Origin of the sequence: Sphingomonas rhamnosi (assembly GCF_036663615.1) — a bacterium.
Classification (GTDB): Bacteria; Pseudomonadota; Alphaproteobacteria; order Sphingomonadales; family Sphingomonadaceae; genus Sphingomonas.
Genome location: NZ_JAXOJJ010000013.1, coordinates 1 through 22,175 on the forward strand (window position 1 = coordinate 1; position 22,175 = coordinate 22,175).

A 22,175-nucleotide genomic window follows, 5' to 3' on the forward strand; every position below is an offset into this window, starting at 1 on the left:
TCGGGGCATGCCGGCCGCTGATCTGGTGCGTGAGCAGCGCTACGTTGCTCCCCGCTGGCGCGTTCTATCCTGATGAGGAAGGACCAGAATGGGGGGCGTGATCGAAAGGTTGGGACTCCCACCCTTGCGCGCAGCGGTCGAGGTCAACGGAGCAGACGAAGCCGGCGCATTTATCGTCGCCCGCCTGTTACTCGACCTAGCTGGCGTGGTATGTTCGCGGGAATTCTGTCCGTCGAAGCTCTTGTCTGAATTGTCGGAAGCAGCATACGGCTGGCTTTGAAGTGCGGTACGCGATACGAAGCATACACAGTCTGTGCGCTAGCGCCGGCCTGCAGTCCCATTCTTACCCTACGGGACCTAACAGAGAATACACCGAAGCCCCTGAGCTCAACGCGGTCCCCAGCTAACAATCCTTTAGCAATGCAACTGAAAACGCTGCGCACGCATTGTTCGACCTGCTCAGGCCTAAGCGATGGATTTTTATCCACAATGCGCCGGATCAACTCTTTCCGTATCATGATAATCGAAGATACTGCTTCAACATGCTAAAGAAGTCAAAACCCGCACGGCCGCGCCGGATAAGTCAGGGTAGCGTCCACGCCCCTGAAGAGCTACGCGACCTTCTGCTCGAAGTGATCGTCGGCGCGGCTGGCGGTGATGAAGCGAAATGGCGAAAGGCGCTCGGCGAGGTCGAAAAGCTCTCAATCGCCTTCAACGCTCAGTCAAACTGGGCATTGCATCTGACAGGAACGAAGGCGCAGAAGGCGGTGATTGCGAAGGCGGTCGACCTCGTGCGCGAGCGGCATCGGTACGTCGATAGCAGTTCCCGGGTTCTATACTAATGAGGCAGGGCCGGATCGGCTTTCGCCCGTAGACGAAACGCCACCTTTTCCCAGCTCGCGCGAGTTCGACATTCCTGCGCGCCGTTGCGCTTGCGAGTCAGACAAATCTTCCCGTCATCCGCCGACGGATGAACAGAGCGCCAGCCGCTTTCGGGAAACAGCCGCGTCGGAAACGGTACGAGCGACGTCGACACGTTCTGCCGGCCCGGGTGGGCCATTCCCTCTGCTGAAACCAGCATCAGGGTCGCGCAAAGCACATACCTCATCCACGACTCCTCGGCTTAACGGGGCAGAATCTATGTCCAATGCAATCACACGGCAACCCGCTGCAACCCCCGTCCGCTAATCATGCGCCACCCTTTAGCCCAGGGTCGATCCGCCTGCGTTCTGCTGAGCGGGCGACGAAATTTCGTTAAACTATGGTGGGGCTATCCGCGTCTTCCGCGTTGCGGTTAGGCTCAAGGGCTCGTCCCGCCGCGGAAGTCTGGCCGTCCAGGTAGATCTCCCACATGATCAGTCCTGTCGCGTCGGTCACCGATACGCTCCACGGACGCGAGCCCCAGAAAACTTGTGGGGTTTCGCGCATTAGGTCTCCCGCGGTGCGGATCGCCTGATGCTTCGCTTCCTCGTATCCCGAAAACTCCATACCCTCTGTGTCAGTCGATCGGACGTCTGTCTCGGTGTGAAAATAGAAACGGGGCATCAGTAGCCTTCGGTTGCCTGCGGGTGATCAGTCCATGGTTAACTCGACGCTATCAGTTTCGATCCGGCTGCGAGCACGAACCATGCCGGATCCACCTCCTCTCGTGCCATGCCCGGGACCGAACGTCGTCGCCGAACCGCCAGAACCGCGTCTCACGTTCGTGATGACCAGCGCGCACCAGGGTCCAGCACTCACGCTGCGGCAGCTCGATGATGCGGTGGATGTGCGTGGCATCAATGCGGTACGTCTCACCGGGGAGCCGATGCGCCAAAGTCCCGCGCCAGCCATATTCGTCGAACGTGAAAACCTCCTCGACATACCCGCCGTCAAGGATTGTCGTCTCGAACGCAAACGGATGATCGTGCGGGGTCGCATGCGGCTCTTCACGTGTGAAGCGATGCAGCGCACGCCCGTCGTCCAGGTGGTACTTCACGAACGCGCGAGACATCCGTTCGACGTTCACAATCCGCGCACCGATTGGGACGCGCTCTACTGCTGCTAGGGGTATTCTCATGCTCGCCTGCTTATCGGTTTCGCAGAACATAGGTGGTACGGGGTGAGATTGGTATCTCACTCCGCCCATGTCGGCTCAATCGGTGTACCAGCGCGTTGATCACAGGTAACGATAGGAGCACACCATGCCGACCGACCCGAACACCGACATCGAGCGCGAGACGACTGGCGAGCCGTACGTTGAGGGCAATATGGAGAGCGATGAGGGCGTTGCGCCCGGCGGCTCCAGCGTTGAAGATACCGATGCAATCAGCGACGACACACCGGACTCACTCGCGAGCGACCGACATGTCGATGATGCCGCCGACAACCTATCGATCCGTGGTGATGACGAGGCGCCCGATAGCGCACCATAAGTACGGGAACGGCGCTGGTAAGAATCCCCGCTCGCATATCGGCCACCGCAGCATCCGGGCCGAATAAGCCATTTTCGCGGCGGTGATACGCTTGGGTGGTTTAGACAGCTCGGATCAAAAGATGCTCTTGTGCGCGTTGATCAGGTCGAGCGATGCCCCCTGCGTTTTGGCAGTGCTAGCCGCCGTGATCCCGCCGAACCCGATCGGAAGGAACGCCGACGCGGCCTGATCAAGGAAGCCGCCGACGTTGTTCCAGTTGGCAGCGTTAATGCCGCCCTTGGTCAGGTAGTTGGTGGCCTGTGCCTGTCCGATTTGACCCGTCAGTGAGGTCGCAGCGTTCGCATTCGATAGGTCGGCGTTCGAGACTGAACCCGTGGCACCAAGGCCAAGCTGCGCTAGGTTGCCGTAACCTGTCATCGCTTGCTGGTAATACTGCTGGAGAAGCTTGGGGCTAAGTTCGCCGACCGCGCCGGCCGTGTTGCCGCCACGAACACCACCAGTCGCGGAGGCGGTCTGGAGCAAGTTCTCGTTCGCGTCGTCCAGATTCTGTTGAAAGAAGGGCGAGTTCCGCAACTGCGCGACCGCAGCTGCTTCGGCATCCGCGCCGTTCGTCCCCAGCAGGTCGCCGTACCCGCCGATCGCTTTCACGCCCGCCTGGGTGTAGGGCATGTAGTCAGCGCGGGTGGTCTCGTACTGCTTCTGCTGGATATCGATGCCGCGGTTGGCGGCGGCGGTTTGCGCTTCCATCGCCTTCTGGCTGGCTTTCTTCATCGAGCCGCCGCCGATGATCCCCGAAATTACCGAGAACAATCCCATCAGTGCACCGTCGGGGCGAAGGAGATGCCGATAGCGTTGGCGATGATGGTCCATCCCTCGGCACCGAGTAGGAGCGGCATGACGTCTGCGGGCAAACGATCGAGGCGAGCCTTTACCGCGCTGTATGGGAGATCTGCAGAAGCGCTGGCTTCGCTGAGGAACGCGTGCGCGCCGCTGGCGAGGGCCGCGGGTAGCAGGCGGTTGTTCGTGTTGAGTTCGCTGGCCAACGGCAAAGCACTCTCCGAAATGGGAGATGTGCCCCGGAGCAGGCGTCAGCGTCCGATGCCTCACTGTACCTAAACGCAACGGGTATCACAATACCTGCAATTAATTGAGGATCGGCACCACAGCGCCGCGTGATAGGATCGCTACCGAATCGGAGACCACATTATGAACGCGCCCATGCTCAGTGCTCGACAACGGCGACTGATCAAACGCGATGACTTTTGGACGGCGCACTTTGGCCAGGTGCTGTTCACTGTTCTAGCGCTCGTTGGTGCGTCGATTGCAATTTTAGGATGGCAGGGCGCTGAGTGGCTCAAGTCTGGACAGTGGCCCGATCTCACCTGGCGAGATGCACTCGGCTGGTTGGGCATTGTCGTGCCTCAGCCATCATGGGTTGGGTTCGCCCGGATCGTGGGTTGGATAATGAGTTTGCCGTTCGCGCTCGCGCCGTTCCTCTTGGCTGGCCTAATCCTGTGGGTCCTGCTCCGCGGCGAGAACGATCCGGACTTGAAGACGGCTCGGCACATAATCGCACGGAGCAAGACCAAGCCCGCGTTCTAGGCTAGATCAACTGCAGTATCTTCCTGGGTCCTTTGGTTGCCGGGCAGCTTCGAGAAAAACGACAAGCGCTGATCTTCGAACGAGCCAACTACCAATGTCTCCCGCTCGTCCTTCATCCTGGCCAAACCTGCCGAAAGATACCGTTCCGCGAAGACCAGCACGAACGCGTTGATCACGTCGTTGAACAGCGGAGTTAGCCGCTGCGTCTCGGTGAGAAGAAGGCGCACAGCCGCTTCGTGATCGGGTTCGCCGGTTATATGAGAAAGCGTCCGGTAGTGCAGCAGCTCCGCGCTGTAGTGCAGCGTGTTGCCCACGGTACGACAAATGTACTCACCCAGTTCCTCGTCCGAGCGCATCTTGTCGTATGCCGCCTCGACTGCCTCCGCGTCAGAATGGAATGCGTCCTTATCCCTCAGCCGCTTGAGGAACGATCCGCCCTTCTGGTTGAATATGGTTCGAAGGTCTCTGAGCGCGGCGACGCCAACGGCACTCATGCTCGGCTCGTAAGCAGATCGTAGCCATCCCGACGCCCCGCTGATGACGCCCCACCCCTCCCACAAGCGGCCTGATAGTATGCGGAGGATCAGCATGGCGAAGGCGCTGTTCGCTTGGTTGACGATGCGCTGGCCGCCATCAGCAGACTCAACGACGACCGCCAGCGTCTTGTTCAGCATCTGAACTTCGTTGGCGAGGCCAGTCGCCATCAGGTAGAACAGCCGCTCTGCCCTTGGCGCGGCATCGAGATCGGCCTTGGTGAACACGAGTGAGTAAACGTCGATCGTCGCTGTCATGTCGCCTCCTACCTTACGTAGACCGGCTCAACGCGACGTCGACAAGGGTGGTACGAAATTCACGACGATCGCGCGCTCGGATGGCAAAAGCGGCGGATCGGCGACCGGGTCAGGATCGCCATTCCTCTTGAACAGAACACGCACCATGGGGCCTTGCCCCGGCGCCTCGGTTTCGAGCTTCTCCATACGGCGGGTCAGGTTGATCATCGTCATCACAGGTCCTTTCAAAGGTCTTCGTCGCCCCGCATCCAGCAGGCGAAGACCCGCTGGTGCATAGGGTCGCGGGTGGTTTCGAGCGCAGTGCGGTAGGCGGCTGGGGGCATGGCGTTGGGGAAGGACATGATCATGGAAGCGTGGGCTTCTGCGTATCGGGCGCAGGCTGTGTCGCAATCGTCGACGCTGAGGAAGGCACCGGGTCCGGTAGCCTCGAGCCGGGCGATACGTGCATCAAGACGCATGATTATCTCCCCGCGCGGAAAGCCAGTCTTGCATGTCCGCATCGAGGCGTCCGTGATCGGGTGGCCCTATGAAGCGGTTGTTGGCCCCCTCTTCGACATCGGCAAGGTAGTGCTGGTCACCGGTCAACTTCTCGCCCAGCCAGCGCCGCAGGGAGAATGGCAAGGTTGCTGGTTGGGCTTGTTCGAGCGCGCCAACGCGCCGGCTTAGTGTAGTCCTCGTCATGCCAAATGCTCCTGGATTAGTGAGCCAACGGTATTCGGTGCGAACCGGACGGCCCATGCCACGCGCATTGCCGGCGACCAGTTCGCGAGGGTCGCAGGATCGGAGTCCCTGTCCTCGTGAGTGTATCCGGCTGCCATGGCACCGATGCGCGCCCTGAACGCCGCCGCGTCGTCTTCCGCCTGGCGTCGCTGCTGGTCGAGATCATCGTCACGCAGTTCGAGACGACGGATGCGGGGGTCGAGAGAACGCGTCATCACTTCACCTCCAATGCCGCGATGCGGCGTTCCAGATCGCCTGTCTCGACGATGTTCTTGTGCGCGGTCAGCAGGGCCATGACGCGCCCGGCTTCGTCCGGACTGATCTCCCCTGCCCCGACGGCGCTCAGGACTGCGGCGGATGCGCTGACAACATCGGCCGCGGACGTGATCGGGGGTAGTTCGATCGTTATCGGCGAGTCTTTGCGGGGAGGCACCAGGCGTTCGAGACAGAGACGAAGCGCGACGGTATCACCTTCGAGGCCCATCTCGATCGCCTTGCGGGTTAACCCCTCCGCTTCGCCTGCCAGCAATGCCTCGGCTGCCATCGTCGCCCGGCAGCGCGCGCCTTTCGGCTTACCCGGGTTGCCGGCCTCGAACGGCTTGCCTCGCGTATATTCGCGGTCGTTTCGCGGCTCGGTCATTCGAAGTCCTCGTATCCTGGGATTGGTTCTTTGCCGGTCTCACTGGGTGCGAGGATTGAGCGGAGTGCGGGATTGCCTGCAGGGAAGACCGTCGGGGTGCGGGGCGCCGCCTCGGCTTCCCCACCTGTGTTTTCCCCACCTTCGCATTCTACCCGTGGACCACCTTTCCCCACCCCTGCCCCTATAGGGGGGCAGGTGGGGTGAGGACGATTTGGTCCCCCACCTTCCCCACCTGTCCTCACCTCACCTGACGAGGTGGGGCGAACGTCCTGAAGCGCCCAAGTTCCGACCTCGACGAAGGTCCGGTCGTTGCTCTTGTCGTCCTTGCCATCGACCTTCACGAGCGCGCCGGTAGCGAACCAGGTGCCGAGCATCTTGTTGATGCGGGCCCGATCAGCCTTCACGCTGCTGTCAGCGCTGAGCCCGAACACGTCGGCGACGACCTTGCCGACCCACGCCTTAGCCTGAGCGTCGGCACGGTAACGCTGTGCGTTGGCGACACGGTCGATTGCATGCTGCACGGTCAGCAGGTGGTCGGCGGTGACGCCCTCGAACGCGTCTGGTGGCGACCACGGGATAACGACGCCCATGTTGTCGCCGTCATCGTTTACGCCGTTACCAAGGCTCACTGACGCCATCGTGTACCAGTCGGACTTGTCGCTCGGCGGGGCGCGATTGTTCTTGTCGTCGTACACCCGGAAGAAGCGGCGGCGGCGCTCCCCCTCGATACCCCACATCCGCGCCTCTTCCTCACCCATGCGATTGAGGACCAGCACCGACCGGCAGGCGTTAATGAGTGCGACCGCGCCGCGGCCGGACAAAGCGGTAACCTCTGCGGCGCCGGCCTTGCTAACATGATGCGCCAAACCGATCCCGCACTTGGCGTTCTTCGCTACCATCGCCCATTCCTTGGCGATGGAGTCGATCTCCATGTTGTCGTTCTCGTTGGCCGAATGGGACGAAACGAAGGGATCGGCGTGCAGATAGTCGACGCCACGGTCCAGCAGCTCGTCCGTCAGACCGGCGACGAGGGGGCGGTTAATCACGAGCCCTTCCGCTGCGGTCGACGTCGCCAGCTTGAGGATCGCGCCTTCCAAGGCACTGTCGACGAACAGATGATCGCGGATATGCTCGGGACCGATCGACCAGTGCTTGCACGCCGCCTGGATGATGCGGGCCAGCTCCTCGGCATCGTCCTCAAGGTTCCAGAGCCAGACCCGCTTCGGGCCGCCAGGAACCTCCTGGCCGAGCAGGTTGCGGCCCGTCGCCATCGCAAGCGCCTCACCGACACTCAGGATGGTCTTGCCCGCCGCGCCAGGCGCAAGGATTGCCCGAACATGGCCGCGCTGGATCGACCGGCCATAGACCCATTCGCGGGGCCGGATCGTGGTCGGATCACGCCAGACGTAGGGCGTGGCGACGACCTTGACGGGTTCCGGCTTCGGCTTCTGTGCTCCGCCGCCGATTAACGGGGTGGGACAGAACGGGCGGGCGTCTTCGTAGCTCGCCTGCATCGCGGTTGCGTTCATGACCGCACCCCCATCAATTCGGCGTTGAAGTCGACGAAGGGCGGCGTTGGTCTCATGATACGAACTGAAAGGCCCAACGCGGTGTAAGCTTCGGCCGCTTTCTGCGCCGCCGCTTCACCAGGTGCATTACCATCCGCGCCGATGACGACCGACCGAACAGCAGGTGGGAAGATCATGGCCGGCATCATCGACGTACCTGCCGCGACCCAGACCGAGCGCCCCAAACCTTGCGCCAGTGTAAGCCCGTCCTCCAGTCCCTCGCAGACCAAGATGCTCGCCGACGCTGGCCCGAGCTGGATAGAGCCGCCTATGACGTTCCCGAGGGAGTATTTCACCTTAGGCTTGCGATCGGTCTCGGTCGCTTTCACCGCTGCCTTTCGCCCGTCCTCGGTCAGGTACGTGCGCTGCAGCGCGACGAGCTCTCCGGCCGCGTCCGTGACGATCGAGATCAGCGTCGGCAGCAGCCCCGGACCGTTCGCTGCCAGGACACCGTTGCCCTCGATCTTTGGCGGAGCGAGGCGAGTGAACCGCAACGTATGTGGCAGATCGATCGTGATCCCGCGCGACCGCAGATAGATGGCAGCCGGCGTCCCTTCGATCGGCACCGACTCCTTGACGATCCGCTGCGCGACCGGGCGCATGTCGGCCTTGGACTTAGCGGGCGCACGTTGCTGCTCAAGTTCGCCGAGCGCACCGCCATCCAGCATGCCGATCGCCTCGCGGGTCTTCACCCCATAGGCGAGCATGACGAAGTCGATGACGTCTCCTTGCGCACCACAACCGAAGCACTGAAACCGCCGATCGTGCGCGTAGATGGTGAGCGAAGGCGTCCTATCGGGATGGAAGGGGCAGCAGCCTTTATACTCGCGCCCCGCCCGGTGCAGCTTCACACCGGCCTTGGTGGCGACGCCCGACACCGGGAAGCGGTCGCGGACCTGCTGCACGATCGCGGCGAATGCCGCGTTGTCCATCTGGGGCATCAGAAACTCCTCAGATGAGATATGACGGGGAGCCCGGTACGATCCTGTATCGCAGAAGCGCGGGCGTCGGCGTTGGCATGATCTTCGAACAACTCTGCCCCTTCAGGCGGAAAGTCCGGATCCACGTTGCCGCGGACGGTGTCGACGCCGAACCAGCCGCTAGCGCTCCGCCAAATGTGCACAGCCAAGCCAGGCAATGGGATGACCACCGCAGTCATGGCCGAGGCTCCTGCATGTCATGCACCGGATCGAACCGGCGAATGCGCTTCCCCGTCGCTTCGATGCCGAGGTGTAACCCTTCGGCCTTGGCGAACTCCACCGCGATCGGTCGAGCCGCCTTGTACGGACGAGCCGTAGCGATGCGGTTGACGAACGACAGCTTACCCCCGCGCAATTCCCGGCGCACGACGCACCAATTCGGTCCCTCGACCTGCCGCAGGACGATACACAGGTTACGCTTGCTGGCCGCTGTCATGCTGCGCTGCCCTGTTGATCGATGACGGTTGCGCGCCAGACGATCGCCTTTGCGCCCGAGACGTTACGCCGACGTAGGCCGGTGTCTCGGATCATCTCCTTGTGGCGCAGCTCGGTAAAGCGAGGCTGCAGCGAGTACCGCGGATACCCGGCGAGCGAGCAAACCTCATCAACGGTAAGGCCAGCCGGGTGGTCGTAAAGTGTCCGGTGCACGATCGCGCGGAGATGGCTCGCCATATCGGCGATACCCGCATAAGCGGCGGCGCTGGTGTCGGTAAGATGCCGGCTCACTTGCCCGTCTCCCCGGATAGCGGCGGCAAGTCATGCTTGCGCAACAGATCGGCCAGCCAGCGCTCCTGCTTGCCCGTAAGCGGCTCGACCGAGAACATGAGACCGCCGCAGAACTGCCCGCTGCGCGTCGTCAGCTTGGGCGCGGGGTGCAGGATCAGGGCACGCGCCGCGTCGCGGTATGTGGGGAACGGCTCAGCCATGGCGCACGTCCCAGGCAATGCCTGCGATGAGTGCGGCGCGCTGGCCGATGATGCCGAACAACCGAAGCCGTTGCAGTCGCAGCGCCTCGGTGTTATTTCCTTCGTCGTCGCCTGCCAGCTGACAATTTAGGAGCCGTCCGGTCCGCCCGACCGGGCGGCTTCGTGCATCAACGGGCACGGTCCTCAGTGCGGGTGCCATAACCGATCACGCCCCCTCAGGGGAAAGCGTGGTGCTGGTCGCGAACGTGCGCAGATCGTCAATATGGTAGAAGCGCCGGCCGCCGACCATTCGCGACCGCGGCCCCTTACCTAGCCTGTACCATTCGGCGAGCGTCTTAGGCTGATAGCCGAGAAAGCTAGCGGCATCCCTTCGCGACACCCGTCCATCGGGAAGGATAGCGATGTTGACTTCGGTCATGAAGATCTCCTGTGGGGTCATTCTGGCCCCACCGGAATTATGGCATGAAAACGGCCCCGTCAATACCTTTGGGGCCAAATTGACCCCATACAGGTTGACACGGTAAGTTGCGGACGATTATGGATGAGGACCACCCGAGGAGTTGACATGGCCGACGCGACGCAAACAAAAGAGCTTCAGCTAAAACTTCGGTTTAGCGAAGACCTGCGGGACAGGCTCGCAGAAGCGGCCAGCATCAACGGTGCCTCGCTAAACAGTGAAATTCTACGCCGGCTAGAGGCTTCGCTCGCTCAAGATCAGGTCGCTGGTAGTGCAGCGACAGCAGCCTTCCTCGCCTCAATCACCGCCGAAATTGTGGCGATTGAGGCGGCAACAGGGCTTGCTTGGACCGACGATCTGCGGACGTATGGCGCCGTGCGGTTCGCAATTGCCGAAGCCGTCGCGGACCGGATGCCGTGCCCGCCGGAGTATGCGGCGCGCGTGCGAGAGACGATCGTCGAGACGCGAGGACTTACTCTGGCGGTAAGTTTTGCTGGCGACGTATTGAACGATCGCCTTCCCGCGTCAATATTTCCTGACGCGGCCAAATGGAAAGAAACGATGCCCGCCGACTTGGACAAGATGCTAAGCGACGTGAACCGGAAAAATGACGAGCTGACGGCGGAACTCAATAGAGAAGCAGACCGCGGGCGCATAGTCTTTGAGGAAATACGCGAACAGCGCGACCAGATCGCACGGTTAAGAAAGCGCCCTTAATATGGCGATAAAGTTTGCCCGCCTCACCCGCCCCGCCATTCGGGCTTTGCCTCCCGGCGGCAAGCTGGCCGAACACGGCATAGTTGCGGAGCGCCAAGCCAACGGCGATGTCCGCTACACTGTCAACGTCATGGTCGACGGGGTGCGTATCCATCGCGTCGTCGGTCGCGAAAGCGAGGGCGTGACGCGCGAGCAGGCTGAGCGCGCCATAGAGTCGTTCCGAACCAAGGCACGCGAAGGTCGGCTTGACCTGCCCACCGGTCGAAAGGCTCACCAAACGTTCGCCGAAGCCGCCGACGAGTACATAAAGCGGCTAGAGGAAAGCGACGGGAAGAACGTCAAGATCAAGAAGCGCCAGCTCCGCATGTACCTCAAGCCCGCGCTCGGCAAAGAACGGCTCGACAAGCTCTCAGAGTTTGGCCTGAAAAAGTATCGCAAGGCTCGCACCACCGCAGGCGCCAGCGAGGCGACGGTGAACCGCGAGATGGCAACGCTTTCCCACATGCTCAGCTCGGCAGTGGAATGGAAGTGGATCAAGCAGGAGGCAGTGCCGGCTATCCCGAAGTCCGCCGAGGCCCGCAAGACGATCACGATCCTTACCGACCAGCAGAGCGAGGATTTGATGCAGGGCGCGATCGGCGACCAGGACGGACGCGTATGGCTGTTCGTGGCTTTCGGGCTCAACGCCGCGATGCGTCACCGCGAGATCCTGCAGGTTCGCTACGACCAGATCGACTTCGCCAACCGCCGTATCTTCATCCCCGAAGCCAAGGCCGGCCAGCGCGAGCAGCCAATCACCGCCGTGCTGGCAGACGCGCTGCAACGCCAACGCAGAATGGAGAACGATCAGGACGGTTGGGTATTTCCGACGCTGAACGCCAAGCAGGCGAAACACGGGCACCGGACGAACATGGCCCGCCCCTTCGCTCGGTCCGTCGTGAGGGCCGCGCTAGACCCTGACAAGGTGACGCCGCACACCATGCGCCACACGGCGATCACGCGGCTGGTAAAGGCGGGTGTCGACCTCCCAACCATTCAGCGCATCAGCGGGCACAAAACGCTGGCGATGGTGCTGCGATATACGCACGTCCACGGTCTCCACATCGACGCGGCGATTGACGCGCTCAGCACGAACATTCCCGACACGCTTACACAGGATTTACACACGCCCTTGGAAAAGGGGCGGACGGTTCGCGGTAAGATCGTTCACATCAAGCGCGGTAAATCAGCAGCTTAGCGATTGGAGGCCCGACCGGGAATCGAACCCGGGTGCGAGGATTTGCAGTCCTCTACGTCACCACTCCGCCATCGGGCCTCGATCGCGTGAAGGCGGCGCAAATGCGGGGGTTTTGTCGTTCGGTCAACCCCGAGTTTTCGCACTGGCGCACAGAACCCTAGATCAACGCGTCCAGCAACCCGATCAGCGGGCGATCCGCCGGCGGCATCGGCAGCGCGTGCATCTCGGCCGGTCGCACCCACTTCAGCGCATCGGCCTCGAGCGCGCGGGGCACGCCGCTCCATTTGCGGGTGATGAACAGCAGCAGCAGCAGATGGCGGTCGCCGAGCCTTGCCCTGGCGAACGCCGCAGGCGCCAGGCACGCGTGCGGCACCGCGATCCCCAACTCTTCCGCAAGTTCGCGGATCAGCGCGTCTTCGGGCGTCTCGCCGGTCTCGATCTTGCCGCCCGGAAACTCCCAGAGCCCTGCCAGCGACTTGCCCGCCGGTCGCTGTTGCAGCAGGACCCGCCCGTCGGCGTCGACCAGTGCTGCCGCGACGACGGGCAGTAGCAGCGGCGGGATTGGCATCTTGGTCATTCCTTAATTTTATTTAGCTTATGCCCGCTGGCATGGATGTCCCCACGCCCGTGATAACCCGCATCGCGCGCACCCTTGTCCGTCTCGTCCGGGACGGCCGCGGCGTGACCGCGGTCGAATATGGCATGATCTTGGGGTTCATCGCGGTGGCTCTGATCGTCGGGATCACCAGCCTTGGCAACAGTACCAGCCGGATGTGGAACACCGTCAGTGACAAGGTGATCGCCGCGCACTGATGCGGCATGCGGTCGCCTCAAATTCTATGGTCGCGCTTAAACCTTTATCAACCCGCCGTGTCTATCACCCATTCTGCTGACCCGGCCTGTCCGGTCCAGCCGGGTGACTGAAACACTTTTGATGGAGACCGGAATGAAGACGATTCGCAAGTTCCTTAAGAACAACAAGGGCGCAACGGCAATCGAGTACGGCCTGATCGCCGCGCTGATCGCGGTTGCTGCCATCGCAGCCATGCAGGGTCTGGGCACCTCGCTCAACAAGACGTTCAACAACGTCTCGACCAAGCTCGGTGGTGCGGTCTCGTAATCCAACGATCGACCGATCGAATGGGTTGGTGGCGGAACTCCGGTTCCGCCGCCTTTTCCATGCCCGCGTTACAGGCGACCCATTTTGAGGAATTTCGCCTGGCGGTCCCGGCGTAGTTCGGCGGGCAACAGATGGCCCAGATCGGCGAGCGCGCTCGACAAGGCGTCCCCCAGCGTGGCGATCGCACCGGCCGGGTCGCGATGCGCGCCGCCCAGCGGTTCGGGGACGATATCGTCGATGACGCCGAACGCCTTCAGGTCTTGCGCGGTGATCTTCATCGCCTCGGCAGCTTCGGGCGCCTTGTCGGCGGTGCGCCAGAGGATCGAGGCGCAACCTTCGGGGCTGATCACCGAATAGACGGCGTGTTCGAACATCAGCACGCGGTTGCCCGCGGCGAGCGCGACCGCGCCGCCAGAACCGCCCTCGCCGACGATCGCGCTGACGATCGGCACGCCGGCACCGAGACATGCCTCGGTCGAGCGCGCGATCGCTTCCGCCTGGCCGCGCTCTTCGGCCTGGATTCCGGGGAACGCGCCCGATGTGTCGACCAGAGTCACGATCGGCAGGCCGAACCGGTCGGCGAGCTCGACCAGCCGGATCGCCTTGCGGTATCCCTCGGGCTTGCCCATGCCGAAATTGTGGCGGAGCCGGCTGGCAGTGTCGTCGCCCTTCTCGTGCCCCAGCACCATGATCTTGCGGCCGCGGAAATTGGCGAAGCCGCCGATGATCGCCTGATCGTCGCCAAACGCACGGTCGCCCGCGAGCGGGACGAACTCGTCGAACAGCGCGGCGACGTAATCCTTGAAGTGCGGACGCTCGGGATGGCGCGCGACCTGCGTCTTCTGCCACGGCGTCAGCCTGGCAAAGGTATCCTTCAGCAGCTTGTCGGATTTGGCCTGCAGACGCGTGATGTCCGCGGTGAGATCGACACTGCCTTCGGCGGCGGTATCACGGAGTTCGTCGATCCGGCCCTGGAGCTCGGCGATCGGTTTCTCGAAGTCGAGGAAGCTTGGCATCGGCGGCGGTTACGGCGCGCGCGCCGGAACGTCAACGCGGGCGGGCCGGTCGGGCATGTCCGACAGGGGGTGGCGCGTGTTGACGAGCGCAACCAGCCGGCTCGAATCGACGTGCGTATAGATTTCGGTGGTCGCGATATCCGCATGGCCGAGCATCGACTGCAGCGCGCGCAGATCGGCGCCGCCTTCGAGCAGATGCGTCGCGAACGCGTGGCGCAGGACGTGCGGCGAAACGCGGTCGGGGGGGATGCCGGCGTCCGCCGCCAACGCCTTGACCAGCTGATACAGGCGGATTCGTGAGAGGTGTCGCTGGCCCGACGGGAACAGCCACGGGCTGTCCTCGGCGACGTGCGTTCGCCATACCGCCACCGCAGCGCGCGCGCGGTCCGAGATCGGCACCAGCCGCTCGCGCCCACCCTTGCCGCGCAGGATCAGGAAGGGCCGGTCGGGATGCACCGCGCCGCGCGGCAGGCTGACGAGTTCGGTCGCGCGCAACCCCGAGCCGTAAAGCAGCTCTACCAAGGCCGCGAGCCGCAGGTCGTTCGGATCGCCGATGGGCCGCGCGAGGCGCTCGGCGATGGCGGCGAACAGCCGGTCGACGTCGGCGTGATCCAGGATTTTCGGTAGCGGTCGCGCGGTTCCCGGTCGAGGAAGCGCCTGACCGGGATCGTCTGCGCGGTGCCCCTCATCCGCCAGGAACGCGAAGAACCGCCTGAGCGACGCGGATTTGCGCCCGACGGTCGATCGCGACAACGTCGCCCAGCCGCCCGACAGCCGGGTCAACGCGTCGGCATCGGCGGCGGCGAGGCCACCATCCAGCGTCCGCGACGCGAGCGTCAGATCGCTGCGATACGCCGCCACCGTGTTGGGGGCGGCGCCCGCCTCGGCCGTCATCATTTCCAGGAACCGGTCGATCAGCCCTTGATCGGACAGCCGGTTCGTAGGCCCGGTCACGCGCGTGCGATCGCCTCGGCGGCGATCATCCGCGCTTCGCCGTCGAGCCCGACCGCGCGCAATGCGCCGACGATCCGGTACAGCGCCTCGGGTGGCACGCCCTTCCAGCCCGGCGTTTGCATCCCGACCGCGGACAGCAGCGCGACCGTGCCGACCTGTCCCGCGCGGGCCGCCGAATCGAGCGCGCGCGTCCAGCTGTTCTCGGCGCCGATCCGCACGTCGAGCGCCTGCGCGGCGCGTTCGACGTCCGCCGGTGCCAAGCGCCCGAGCCCGGCGAGGCCCGCAAACAACATGCGTTGCTTGAGCGCCGAATCACCCTCGCCACCCGAATAGGCGGCGAGATCGCCATAGCTGACCCGGCCATTGTCGTCGGGATCGGCAAGCAGGATCATCGCCCAGGCGTCGCTGCCCGTCTCGACGCTCGACCGCCAACGTGCGGCGGTACGGTCGAGCCCGGCCGACAGCATCGACGCCACCAGACGGTCGTTTTCGACCTTGTCCTTGGCCACTGGCATCCGCGCCGCGGCGCGCGCCGTCAGCACCAGCCGCGCATAGGACGGCCGTACGGTGGCATCGCCCCAGATCTGGCGCAGCGCGGCCATCCGCGCATCGGCGTTGCGATCGTCATAGGCGGTCTGCAGGTCGCGCGCGATCGCGGTCGTCGCGCTCTGGACGCTGTCGTCGTCGGTGGCGGCGCCATAGAGATCGACCAGCGCCGCGCTCGACAGCACGCCCTGCCCCGCTGCCGCTTCCGCTGCGCCCAGCCGGTCGGCGAGCGTCATGCTCGGCGACAGCGCCCGCCAATAGGTTACCTGCCGTCCCACGGTCTCATACAGCGCGTCGGGCACCGGCACCCCGGTCGCCATCGCCAGCCCAAACCGCCACGTCGTCAGCTGATCGACGCCGTCCCATTCGATCGTCACCGCCTGGCGTCCTTGCGCGCCCGCGCCGATCACCTTCTGCGCCAGCAGCAGATCGATCCCGCTGGCGACACCGCGGCGACGCGCGGTGGTCAGCAACGGTCCGGCCTGCGCCGGATAGCCCGACAGCGCGGCGCACATCGCCTGTGCCATCGTCCAGCCCCGCGCCGGCACGGTCCGCATGGCGCCGTCGACCAGCGGACACAGCCCGCCTGGATCGCCATTGGCAAGCGCGGTGTTCATCGCGACCTGGTAGAGTTTCGGCGTGTAATTGTCGGTATCGACTCCCTGCACCACCGCGCGTGCGGCGACCGATTCGCCCATCCGCAGCAACAGCCAGCCGCGTTCGGCGGCGAAATCCGCGCCGTTGACGTTGCGCGGGGTATCGATCTGCGACGCGAGTGTCCGGCGCAGCAGGATCGACATCCAGCGCGACGGCAGCGGCGCGGTCAGGTGCCGCATCAGCCGTTCGACATAGCGCCCGTCTGCGGTCCCGAACGCGTCTGCGGCGATCCCGCCCCCACCCGCCGGCCCGATACGGTCGAGCGACCGCCGCGCGGACGCAGGCATCTCATATTGCGCGAGCACGGCAGGGTCGACCGTCGGCGTCGCGCTTGGCGTGGCCGATGGTGACGCGGACGGCATGGGAAGCCGCAATGGGAGCGGCTGCACGGTCGCCGTCGGCGGCACCGGTCCGGTCGGACGCGCGGGCGGCGGCGGCATAGTGGGCGGCGGCGCCGGCGTTTCGCCGAAGCCCGGCGGCAGGATCGATTCAGGCTTATCCTGCCCGATCGCCGGCGCCAGCGCGACAAGCCCGCCGACGGCAGCGAGCGCCGCCAGCGAAAGCTTAGGAAAGGTTCGCAAGCGTCACGGCCTTTTCGACGCGGGTCTGCGGACGCTCAGTCGCGCGACCGGCGAGCAGGAACAAGCCGCCAACGACCACGACGAGGATAACGATGACCGAAAGAAGCAGGCGGGACATGGCGAACCTTAGACGACGGGAGGATAACGCGCGCAGCGTTTCCCACCGCGCGACGCCGCTGTATAGCGGTGCCAGCATGTTGCAAAGCCACAACCCCGATCCTGCTTCTCCGGCGGGCAAGCCGCGAACGGTGCTCGATCGGCCGATCGTGCTCGTGGGGCTGATGGGCGTCGGCAAGACCACGGTCGGCCGCCGCCTGTCGCATCGGCTGCGCTTGCCGTTCGTCGACGCGGACCATGAGATCGAGGCGGCGGCCGGCATGACCGTCGCCGAGATCTTCGAACGGTTCGGCGAAGAGTATTTCCGCGATGGGGAGCGACGCGTGATCGCACGGCTGGTCGACGGCACGCCCAAGGTGATCGCCACCGGCGGCGGCGCGTTCATCAACGACGAGACGCGCGCGCTGATCCTGTCCGCTTCGACCTCGATCTGGCTGAGCGCGCGGCCCGAAGTGCTGGCCGAACGCGTCGGGCGGCGGGACACCCGCCCGCTGCTGCGCAACCGCAACGCAAAGGAGGTGCTTGCCGAACTGGCGCGCGTCCGCAACCCGATCTACGCGCAGGCGAACATCCATATCGTCAGCCAGAAGGCGCCGCACGAGGCGACCGTCGCCGCGATCCTGAAAGCGCTCCAGTTATGAAGACGATCACCGTGGATCTAGGCGCGCGGACCTATCCGATCCTGATCGAGGCCGGGCTGCTGGCGCGCGCCGCAGAGCATCTCGCGCCGCTCGCACGCGGGCGGACGATGGCGATCGTCACCGATGCGAACCTGGCACCGCACCTGGCCACGCTGCAGGCGTCGCTGACCGCCGCGGGGGTCGCGAGCGAGGCGATCGTGTTGCCGCCCGGCGAAGGCAGCAAGAGCTGGGCGACGCTGGAAACGCTGTGCGACCGGTTGCTCGATTTGGGTATCGAGCGGGGCGACCATGTTATCGCGCTGGGCGGCGGGGTGATCGGCGACCTGGTCGGGTTCGCCTGCGCGATCCTGAAGCGCGGCTGCGGGTTCGTGCAGATCCCGACCAGCCTGCTGGCGCAAGTCGACAGCTCGGTCGGCGGCAAGACCGCGATCAACACACGCGCCGGCAAGAACCTGATCGGCGCGTTCCATCAGCCGGCGCTGGTGCTGATCGATCCTGCGGTGCTCGACACGCTGCCCTCGCGCGAGCTGCGCGCGGGCTATGCCGAGGTCGTCAAATACGGGCTCATCGACGATTTCGCGTTCTTCGAATGGTGCGAGGCGAACGGCGCGGGGTTGCTGGCCGGCGACCTGGAATTGCGTGAGTACGCGATAGCGCACAGCGTTTCCGCCAAGGCGCGGATCGTGGCGGCCGACGAACACGAGACCAACGGCACGCGCGCGCTGCTCAATCTGGGCCACACGTTCGGCCATGCGCTGGAGGCGGAGACCGGGTTTTCACAAGCGCTGATCCATGGCGAAGGCGTCGCCGCAGGTTGCGCACTAGCGTTCGGGTTTTCGGCGTCGCAGGGTCTGTGTTCGGGGCAGGATTCGACGCGCGTTGCATCGCACTGGCGCAGCGTCGGACTGCCCGACGGGCTCGCCGCGGCGCGCATCTCGGCGAGTGGGGCGCGGCTGGTCGATCACATGCGGCACGACAAGAAGATGGCGGCGGGCACCTTGCCCTTCCTCCTCGCGCGCGGGATCGGCCAGACCTATCTCGACAAGACCGTCGACCTGCGCGACGTCGAGACGTTCCTCGACGCACAGCCGCGCTGATGCCAAACGGCGTCAAGAAGCAGGATCTGCCGACCAAGACCTGCCCGGCGTGCGAACGGCCGTTTACGTGGCGCAAGAAATGGGCGCGGGATTGGAACAGTGTGATTTACTGTTCGGATGCGTGCCGGAAGAAGCGGTAGGCGTGCTCCCCCTCCCGTCATCCTGACGAAAGTCAGGATCCAGGGTAACGAACGCAGCGCTGCTTGGCTCTGGATCCTGACTTTCGTCAGGATGACGGAATAGGCGGCGGAAGCATCAGCCCCGCGCGCTCCAGGCCAGCCACAGCCAGCCACCGATCAATAGCGCGCCGCCGATCGGGGTGATCGCGCCGAACCAACGCGGTGCACCCAGTGCCATCGCGTAGAGCGTGACCGCGAAGATCGCGGCGCCGACCACGAACAGCCAGGCCGGGCCCTTGTGGCCCATCTGCACCGCAACCAGTGCGGCGACGACGTGGATCAGTTGATACTGCGCTCCGGTGCGCAACCACTCGGCCGCGTTGCCGCTTGCGCCGTGCGCACCGAACGCACCCGCGGCGACCGCAAGCGCGCCCGACAGCGCCGCCAGAACCATTAGGATCATCGCGGTTCATTCCCCCATGGAAAGCGTTCGGCGGTCTCGGTCCGCGCCGCTCGGATGTCGCCGGCTTCGATCTGGATCGCGAGGCGTTCCTTGTCCTTGGCGCGATACTTGTCCTCGGCGCGGTCGATGTCGGTGGGCGAGACGCCGAGCCCGCGCAGCGCGATGCGCGCCATCTTGACCGCGGATTCGAGCACTTCGCGAACTACGTAATCCGCGGACGTCTTCTTCAACTTCACCAGCGCGCGGCGGTCGAACACGCGGACATAGATCGACGCCTTGGGGAACGCCTCGTGAATACCATCGAGCGTCGTCTGTTCGATCTGGTCGCCGTCCATGCAGAAGCAGATCAGTTCGGCCTCCGCCGCGCCCGCCTGGCGCAGCAGGTCGAGCCGCGTGCCGTCGCCATAATAGACCTTCGCGCCGAATTCCTTGGCGATGTCGATCATCTCGATATCGGTGTCGATCAACGTTACCGGGATACCCTGCTGCAACAGCATCTGACCGACGGTCTGGCCGAACCGCCCATAGCCGACGATGATCGCATTCGCGCCGTCGGGCTTTGGCCCGTCGCGCTCGCCGCCCGGGGCGCTCGGCTCGGCGCGGAAGCGTTTGGTGATTCCCATCAGGAACGGCGTCGTCGCCATCGACAGCGTGATGATCGCGCCGAACAGGCTCGCGGCCTCGGGCGCGATCAGGTAGCCGGCCTGCGCCTGCGCGAAGAGCACGAAACCGAACTCGCCGCCCTGGCTGAGCAGCAGCCCGAGCGCGAACGCCTGGCGCCACGTCATCTTGAACGCCATGCCGATCGCCATGATCACGCCGGTCTTGGTCGCGATCAGCGCGGCGGCCATCGCCAGCACGAACACCGGCCGATCGGCGATCGCCTGCAGGTCGAGCAGCATGCCGACCGCGAGGAAGAAAAGGCCGAGCAGGATCGAGCGGAATGGCTCGACGTCGGCCTCTAGTTCGTGACGATACGGACTGTCGGCAAGCATCACCCCGGCGATGAACGCGCCGAGTGCGGTCGACAGGCCGAGCATCTCCATGATCGCAGCGCTGGCGATGACCGTGAACAGCCCGGCGAACACGAACATCTCGCGCTCGCCAAGGTTGCCGATCAGCCGAAAGAACGGCCGGAGCAGGAAGCGACCGGCGATGATCAACCCGCCGACCGCCAGCACGGTGTAGACCGCCAGCAGCCATCCCGGCGGGGCATTGGCGTCGGCCGGGTTGCGGCTCATCGCCGCGACGATCGTAATCAGCGGGACGATCGACAGGTCCTGGAACAGCAGGATCGAGAAGGCGCGCTCGCCGAACGGCGTGCGCATGCGGCCCGACGACTGCAGCATCGGCAGCACCTGCGCGGTCGAGGACAGCGCGAGCGGCAGGCCGAGCGCGAGCGCCGCAGTCGGCGAGAAGTCGGCCAGCCAGACGATCCCGGTGATCGCCAGGCCGCACGCCACGACCTGCAGCAACCCGACCCCGAAGATTTCCGATTTCATCCGCCACAGCCGCGTCGGGTTGAGTTCCAGACCGACCAGGAACAGCAGCAGGGTGATGCCGAGCTCGGCGATCCCGAGCTTCGCTTCGGCGTCGCCGACCAGTCCCAGGACATGCGGGCCGACCACCGCGCCTGCGACGAGATAGCCCAGCGTCGCGCCGAGCCCGAGCTTGCGGAACAGCAGGACGAAGACAAGACCCGCGCCGAGCAGGACCACGCCATCCCGGAGCAGCGACGTCGCCCCCTCCTCCATCAGCGTGCGGCCTGCGCGGTCGCCGCAGCTTCGGCGGCCGCTTCGAACGCCAGGCGGATCGAAGGATGCCGCGCGGTATAGTCGAGCGCGGGGGTGAAGATATCGATGCCGGGCCAGTCGGGCGTCTCGCCATTGCCCGCCAGCCAGTCGGTCAACGCGTCGCGCGCCGCAGCGACTTCTTCGGGGGTGCGGCCGACCACGTTGGCGGCGAGCAGCGAAGACGACGCCTGCCCCAGCGCGCAGGCGCGGACCAGCATCCCGACTTCGCCGACACGGCCCGCTTGGTCGAGCGCGACGTCGACGGTCACCCGGCTGCCGCAGATCGCCGAACGCTTTTCAACGGTCGCGTCGGCGTTTTCGAGCCGTTCGTGATGGGGGATCGATGCGGCCAGCCGCAGGATTTCGGCATTGTAGAGGGGGGCGCTCACAGGCTTGGCTCGCTCGAATTGACGGTGGTGGGGGCGGCCGACTTGCGCGCGCCGAATACCGGCAGACCGCGGCGGCGGCGGTCGACGAAATCGGCGATGCTGGCACTGGTCGCGTTGAGCAGCGGATAGGTGCGAGACGTCGTCATCCAGCTTGGCCGACGCGAGGGGCCACCGTGCAACGTATCGAGGACCAACGTCGTCAGCAGGAAGGCGAGACTCGCGAGGATCAACCCCTTGAGCGCACCGAAGCCGAAGCCAAGGGCGCGATCGACCGGGCCGAGAATCGAGGTGCGGGTGCGCTTGCCGATCGCGTTGGCGACAAGGCGCCCGCCGATATAGGTGACGCCGGCGATCAGCGCGAACGCCGCCACGGCCGCGCCGGAGGGCGTACCGACGACCGGGCTCAGCATCGCCGCGAGCGGCACATGGAACAGCTTCAACACCGCAACGATCGCGACCCAGGCGAACAACGACAGCACCTCGGTGACGAACCCGCGCATCAGCCCGAGGATCGCGGACCCTGCAACGGCGATGAGGACGACGATATCGAGCGCGGTCAGGTTCATGGGGTAGGGAATAGGGACGCGGGCGGCTTAGGGCTAGTGGGCGACGTTCGGTCGGCCTTCTTCC

38 protein-coding genes and 1 tRNA gene are annotated in these 22,175 nt (G+C 64.7%); 11 read left to right on the plus strand and 28 right to left on the minus strand.

Going from position 1 to position 22,175, the window contains the following annotated elements; genetic code table 11:
- Window positions 1-170 precede the first annotated feature (170 nt).
- Entirely contained in the window at window positions 171-518 is a 348-nt protein-coding gene (locus U1701_RS18795) for an HU family DNA-binding protein (protein WP_443026092.1), read from the minus strand.
- Between U1701_RS18795 and U1701_RS17585 the strand changes: the two genes are divergently transcribed.
- Window positions 447-842 carry a hypothetical protein gene (locus U1701_RS17585; RefSeq protein WP_332783876.1) on the plus strand — a complete coding sequence of 132 codons (396 nt, stop codon included), beginning with the start codon at window positions 447-449 and terminating at the stop codon, window positions 840-842. The genes U1701_RS18795 and U1701_RS17585 overlap by 72 nt on opposite strands.
- Here the strand turns inward: U1701_RS17585 and U1701_RS17590 are convergent.
- From U1701_RS17590 to U1701_RS17595, 3 genes are all read right to left on the minus strand, one after another.
- Entirely contained in the window at window positions 839-1,108 is a 270-nt protein-coding gene (locus U1701_RS17590; protein WP_332783877.1) for a hypothetical protein, read from the minus strand. The genes U1701_RS17585 and U1701_RS17590 overlap by 4 nt on opposite strands.
- A gap of 146 nt (window positions 1,109-1,254) precedes the next feature.
- The gene (locus tag U1701_RS18800) at window positions 1,255-1,545 is read right to left on the minus strand and encodes a DUF6894 family protein (protein ID WP_443026093.1); all 291 of its coding nucleotides are present in this window, start codon (window positions 1,543-1,545) and stop codon (window positions 1,255-1,257) included.
- A gap of 52 nt (window positions 1,546-1,597) precedes the next feature.
- On the minus strand, window positions 1,598-1,978 hold the full coding sequence (locus U1701_RS17595) for a hypothetical protein (RefSeq protein WP_332783878.1): 381 nt from the start codon (window positions 1,976-1,978) through the stop codon (window positions 1,598-1,600).
- A 205-nt stretch (window positions 1,979-2,183) separates the two neighbouring features.
- On the opposite strand from U1701_RS17595, the gene U1701_RS17600 reads away from it, so the two are divergent.
- Entirely contained in the window at window positions 2,184-2,414 is a 231-nt protein-coding gene (locus U1701_RS17600; protein WP_332783879.1) for a hypothetical protein, read from the plus strand.
- Window positions 2,415-2,528: 114 nt separating this feature from the next.
- Here the strand turns inward: U1701_RS17600 and U1701_RS17605 are convergent, their stop codons facing one another.
- Together U1701_RS17605 and U1701_RS17610 are read right to left on the minus strand one after the other, a co-directional pair.
- Window positions 2,529-3,230 (minus strand): P22-gp17 family phage DNA ejection protein, encoded by a 702-nt coding sequence (locus U1701_RS17605; protein WP_332783880.1) that lies wholly within the window; start codon window positions 3,228-3,230, stop codon window positions 2,529-2,531.
- The gene (locus U1701_RS17610; RefSeq protein WP_332783881.1) at window positions 3,230-3,457 is read right to left on the minus strand and encodes a hypothetical protein; all 228 of its coding nucleotides are present in this window, start codon (window positions 3,455-3,457) and stop codon (window positions 3,230-3,232) included. Before U1701_RS17610 ends, U1701_RS17605 begins: the two co-directional genes overlap by 1 nt.
- Before the next feature lie 163 nt (window positions 3,458-3,620).
- Between U1701_RS17610 and U1701_RS17615 the strand changes: the two genes are divergently transcribed.
- The gene (locus U1701_RS17615; protein ID WP_332783882.1) at window positions 3,621-4,016 is read left to right on the plus strand and encodes a hypothetical protein; all 396 of its coding nucleotides are present in this window, start codon (window positions 3,621-3,623) and stop codon (window positions 4,014-4,016) included.
- Here U1701_RS17615 and U1701_RS17620 read toward each other — a convergent pair.
- The 11 genes from U1701_RS17620 to U1701_RS17670 all read right to left on the minus strand — a co-directional run bounded on the left by U1701_RS17620 (window position 4,013) and on the right by U1701_RS17670 (window position 9,641).
- Window positions 4,013-4,807, minus strand: coding sequence for a hypothetical protein (locus U1701_RS17620; protein ID WP_332783883.1), 795 nt, complete (start codon window positions 4,805-4,807; stop codon window positions 4,013-4,015). The genes U1701_RS17615 and U1701_RS17620 overlap by 4 nt on opposite strands.
- A 27-nt stretch (window positions 4,808-4,834) precedes the next feature.
- Entirely contained in the window at window positions 4,835-5,020 is a 186-nt protein-coding gene (locus tag U1701_RS17625) for a hypothetical protein (protein ID WP_332783884.1), read from the minus strand.
- A gap of 11 nt (window positions 5,021-5,031) precedes the next feature.
- Complete coding sequence (locus U1701_RS17630; RefSeq protein WP_332783885.1) at window positions 5,032-5,265, minus strand: hypothetical protein; 234 nt, start codon at window positions 5,263-5,265, stop codon at window positions 5,032-5,034.
- Window positions 5,255-5,488, minus strand: a complete 234-nt coding sequence (locus U1701_RS17635; protein ID WP_332783886.1) for a hypothetical protein — start codon at window positions 5,486-5,488, stop codon at window positions 5,255-5,257. Before U1701_RS17635 ends, U1701_RS17630 begins: the two co-directional genes overlap by 11 nt.
- Window positions 5,485-5,742 carry a hypothetical protein gene (locus U1701_RS17640; RefSeq protein ID WP_332783887.1) on the minus strand — a complete coding sequence of 86 codons (258 nt, stop codon included), beginning with the start codon at window positions 5,740-5,742 and terminating at the stop codon, window positions 5,485-5,487. Before U1701_RS17640 ends, U1701_RS17635 begins: the two co-directional genes overlap by 4 nt.
- Entirely contained in the window at window positions 5,742-6,167 is a 426-nt protein-coding gene (locus U1701_RS17645; RefSeq protein ID WP_332783888.1) for a hypothetical protein, read from the minus strand. Before U1701_RS17645 ends, U1701_RS17640 begins: the two co-directional genes overlap by 1 nt.
- Window positions 6,164-7,696 carry an AAA family ATPase gene (locus U1701_RS17650; protein ID WP_332783889.1) on the minus strand — a complete coding sequence of 511 codons (1,533 nt, stop codon included), beginning with the start codon at window positions 7,694-7,696 and terminating at the stop codon, window positions 6,164-6,166. The genes U1701_RS17645 and U1701_RS17650 overlap by 4 nt, the downstream gene beginning before the upstream one ends.
- Entirely contained in the window at window positions 7,693-8,676 is a 984-nt protein-coding gene (locus tag U1701_RS17655; protein WP_332783890.1) for a CHC2 zinc finger domain-containing protein, read from the minus strand. The genes U1701_RS17650 and U1701_RS17655 overlap by 4 nt, the downstream gene beginning before the upstream one ends.
- 214 nt (window positions 8,677-8,890) lie before the next feature.
- On the minus strand, window positions 8,891-9,151 hold the full coding sequence (locus U1701_RS17660; protein WP_332783891.1) for a hypothetical protein: 261 nt from the start codon (window positions 9,149-9,151) through the stop codon (window positions 8,891-8,893).
- A complete protein-coding gene (locus U1701_RS17665; RefSeq protein ID WP_332783892.1) occupies window positions 9,148-9,441 on the minus strand; it encodes a hypothetical protein in 294 nt (97 codons plus the stop codon). The genes U1701_RS17660 and U1701_RS17665 overlap by 4 nt, the downstream gene beginning before the upstream one ends.
- Complete coding sequence (locus U1701_RS17670; RefSeq protein ID WP_332783893.1) at window positions 9,438-9,641, minus strand: hypothetical protein; 204 nt, start codon at window positions 9,639-9,641, stop codon at window positions 9,438-9,440. Before U1701_RS17670 ends, U1701_RS17665 begins: the two co-directional genes overlap by 4 nt.
- Between U1701_RS17670 and U1701_RS17675 the strand changes: the two genes are divergently transcribed.
- Window positions 9,640-9,771 (plus strand): hypothetical protein, encoded by a 132-nt coding sequence (locus U1701_RS17675; RefSeq protein WP_332783894.1) that lies wholly within the window; start codon window positions 9,640-9,642, stop codon window positions 9,769-9,771. The genes U1701_RS17670 and U1701_RS17675 overlap by 2 nt on opposite strands.
- A gap of 75 nt (window positions 9,772-9,846) precedes the next feature.
- Here U1701_RS17675 and U1701_RS17680 read toward each other — a convergent pair whose 3' ends face one another.
- Entirely contained in the window at window positions 9,847-10,059 is a 213-nt protein-coding gene (locus tag U1701_RS17680; protein ID WP_332783895.1) for a MerR family transcriptional regulator, read from the minus strand.
- Window positions 10,060-10,206: 147 nt separating this feature from the next.
- Between U1701_RS17680 and U1701_RS17685 the strand changes: the two genes are divergently transcribed.
- Both U1701_RS17685 and U1701_RS17690 read left to right on the plus strand, forming a co-directional pair.
- A complete protein-coding gene (locus U1701_RS17685; protein WP_332783896.1) occupies window positions 10,207-10,815 on the plus strand; it encodes an Arc family DNA-binding protein in 609 nt (202 codons plus the stop codon).
- A gap of 1 nt (window position 10,816) precedes the next feature.
- A complete protein-coding gene (locus U1701_RS17690; protein ID WP_332783897.1) occupies window positions 10,817-12,052 on the plus strand; it encodes a tyrosine-type recombinase/integrase in 1,236 nt (411 codons plus the stop codon).
- A 4-nt stretch (window positions 12,053-12,056) separates the two neighbouring features.
- On the opposite strand, the gene U1701_RS17695 is transcribed toward U1701_RS17690, so the two are convergent.
- Window positions 12,057-12,130: transfer RNA gene (locus U1701_RS17695), tRNA-Cys, on the minus strand.
- A 79-nt stretch (window positions 12,131-12,209) separates the two neighbouring features.
- Window positions 12,210-12,629 (minus strand): (deoxy)nucleoside triphosphate pyrophosphohydrolase, encoded by a 420-nt coding sequence (locus U1701_RS17700; RefSeq protein ID WP_332783898.1) that lies wholly within the window; start codon window positions 12,627-12,629, stop codon window positions 12,210-12,212.
- 32 nt (window positions 12,630-12,661) lie between these two features.
- On the opposite strand from U1701_RS17700, the gene U1701_RS17705 reads away from it, so the two are divergent.
- Window positions 12,662-12,865 (plus strand): Flp family type IVb pilin, encoded by a 204-nt coding sequence (locus U1701_RS17705; protein ID WP_332783899.1) that lies wholly within the window; start codon window positions 12,662-12,664, stop codon window positions 12,863-12,865.
- A 133-nt stretch (window positions 12,866-12,998) separates the two neighbouring features.
- Window positions 12,999-13,172 (plus strand): Flp family type IVb pilin, encoded by a 174-nt coding sequence (locus U1701_RS17710; RefSeq protein ID WP_332783900.1) that lies wholly within the window; start codon window positions 12,999-13,001, stop codon window positions 13,170-13,172.
- Window positions 13,173-13,240: 68 nt separating this feature from the next.
- On the opposite strand, the gene U1701_RS17715 is transcribed toward U1701_RS17710, so the two are convergent.
- From U1701_RS17715 to U1701_RS17730, 4 genes are all read right to left on the minus strand, one after another.
- A complete protein-coding gene (locus tag U1701_RS17715; protein WP_332783901.1) occupies window positions 13,241-14,188 on the minus strand; it encodes an acetyl-CoA carboxylase carboxyltransferase subunit alpha in 948 nt (315 codons plus the stop codon).
- A 9-nt stretch (window positions 14,189-14,197) separates the two neighbouring features.
- Window positions 14,198-15,142 carry a tyrosine-type recombinase/integrase gene (locus U1701_RS17720; RefSeq protein WP_332783902.1) on the minus strand — a complete coding sequence of 315 codons (945 nt, stop codon included), beginning with the start codon at window positions 15,140-15,142 and terminating at the stop codon, window positions 14,198-14,200.
- Window positions 15,139-16,785, minus strand: coding sequence for a hypothetical protein (locus U1701_RS17725; RefSeq protein WP_443026094.1), 1,647 nt, complete (start codon window positions 16,783-16,785; stop codon window positions 15,139-15,141). Before U1701_RS17725 ends, U1701_RS17720 begins: the two co-directional genes overlap by 4 nt.
- A gap of 124 nt (window positions 16,786-16,909) precedes the next feature.
- Window positions 16,910-17,122 (minus strand): hypothetical protein, encoded by a 213-nt coding sequence (locus tag U1701_RS17730; RefSeq protein ID WP_332783904.1) that lies wholly within the window; start codon window positions 17,120-17,122, stop codon window positions 16,910-16,912.
- Here U1701_RS17730 and U1701_RS17735 point away from each other — a divergent pair.
- From U1701_RS17735 to U1701_RS17745, 3 genes are read left to right on the plus strand one after another with little or no spacing between them, the layout of a single operon-like run.
- Window positions 17,121-17,684, plus strand: a complete 564-nt coding sequence (locus U1701_RS17735) for a shikimate kinase (protein WP_332783905.1) — start codon at window positions 17,121-17,123, stop codon at window positions 17,682-17,684. The genes U1701_RS17730 and U1701_RS17735 overlap by 2 nt on opposite strands.
- A complete protein-coding gene (aroB, locus tag U1701_RS17740) occupies window positions 17,681-18,781 on the plus strand; it encodes a 3-dehydroquinate synthase (protein WP_332783906.1) in 1,101 nt (366 codons plus the stop codon). The genes U1701_RS17735 and aroB overlap by 4 nt, the downstream gene beginning before the upstream one ends.
- Window positions 18,781-18,921: a DUF2256 domain-containing protein gene (locus tag U1701_RS17745; protein ID WP_332783907.1), complete on the plus strand. Its 141-nt coding sequence runs from the start codon at window positions 18,781-18,783 to the stop codon at window positions 18,919-18,921. The genes aroB and U1701_RS17745 overlap by 1 nt, the downstream gene beginning before the upstream one ends.
- A gap of 115 nt (window positions 18,922-19,036) precedes the next feature.
- Here U1701_RS17745 and U1701_RS17750 read toward each other — a convergent pair whose 3' ends face one another.
- The 4 genes from U1701_RS17750 to U1701_RS17765 are packed head-to-tail and all read right to left on the minus strand — an operon-like array spanning window position 19,037 to window position 22,111.
- Window positions 19,037-19,363 (minus strand): DUF423 domain-containing protein, encoded by a 327-nt coding sequence (locus U1701_RS17750; RefSeq protein ID WP_332783908.1) that lies wholly within the window; start codon window positions 19,361-19,363, stop codon window positions 19,037-19,039.
- Window positions 19,360-21,117 (minus strand): cation:proton antiporter domain-containing protein, encoded by a 1,758-nt coding sequence (locus U1701_RS17755; protein ID WP_332783909.1) that lies wholly within the window; start codon window positions 21,115-21,117, stop codon window positions 19,360-19,362. Before U1701_RS17755 ends, U1701_RS17750 begins: the two co-directional genes overlap by 4 nt.
- On the minus strand, window positions 21,117-21,545 hold the full coding sequence (locus U1701_RS17760) for an iron-sulfur cluster assembly scaffold protein (RefSeq protein WP_332783910.1): 429 nt from the start codon (window positions 21,543-21,545) through the stop codon (window positions 21,117-21,119). Before U1701_RS17760 ends, U1701_RS17755 begins: the two co-directional genes overlap by 1 nt.
- Window positions 21,542-22,111, minus strand: coding sequence for a CvpA family protein (locus U1701_RS17765; RefSeq protein ID WP_332783911.1), 570 nt, complete (start codon window positions 22,109-22,111; stop codon window positions 21,542-21,544). Before U1701_RS17765 ends, U1701_RS17760 begins: the two co-directional genes overlap by 4 nt.
- Between the last annotated feature and the right edge of the window lie 64 nt (window positions 22,112-22,175).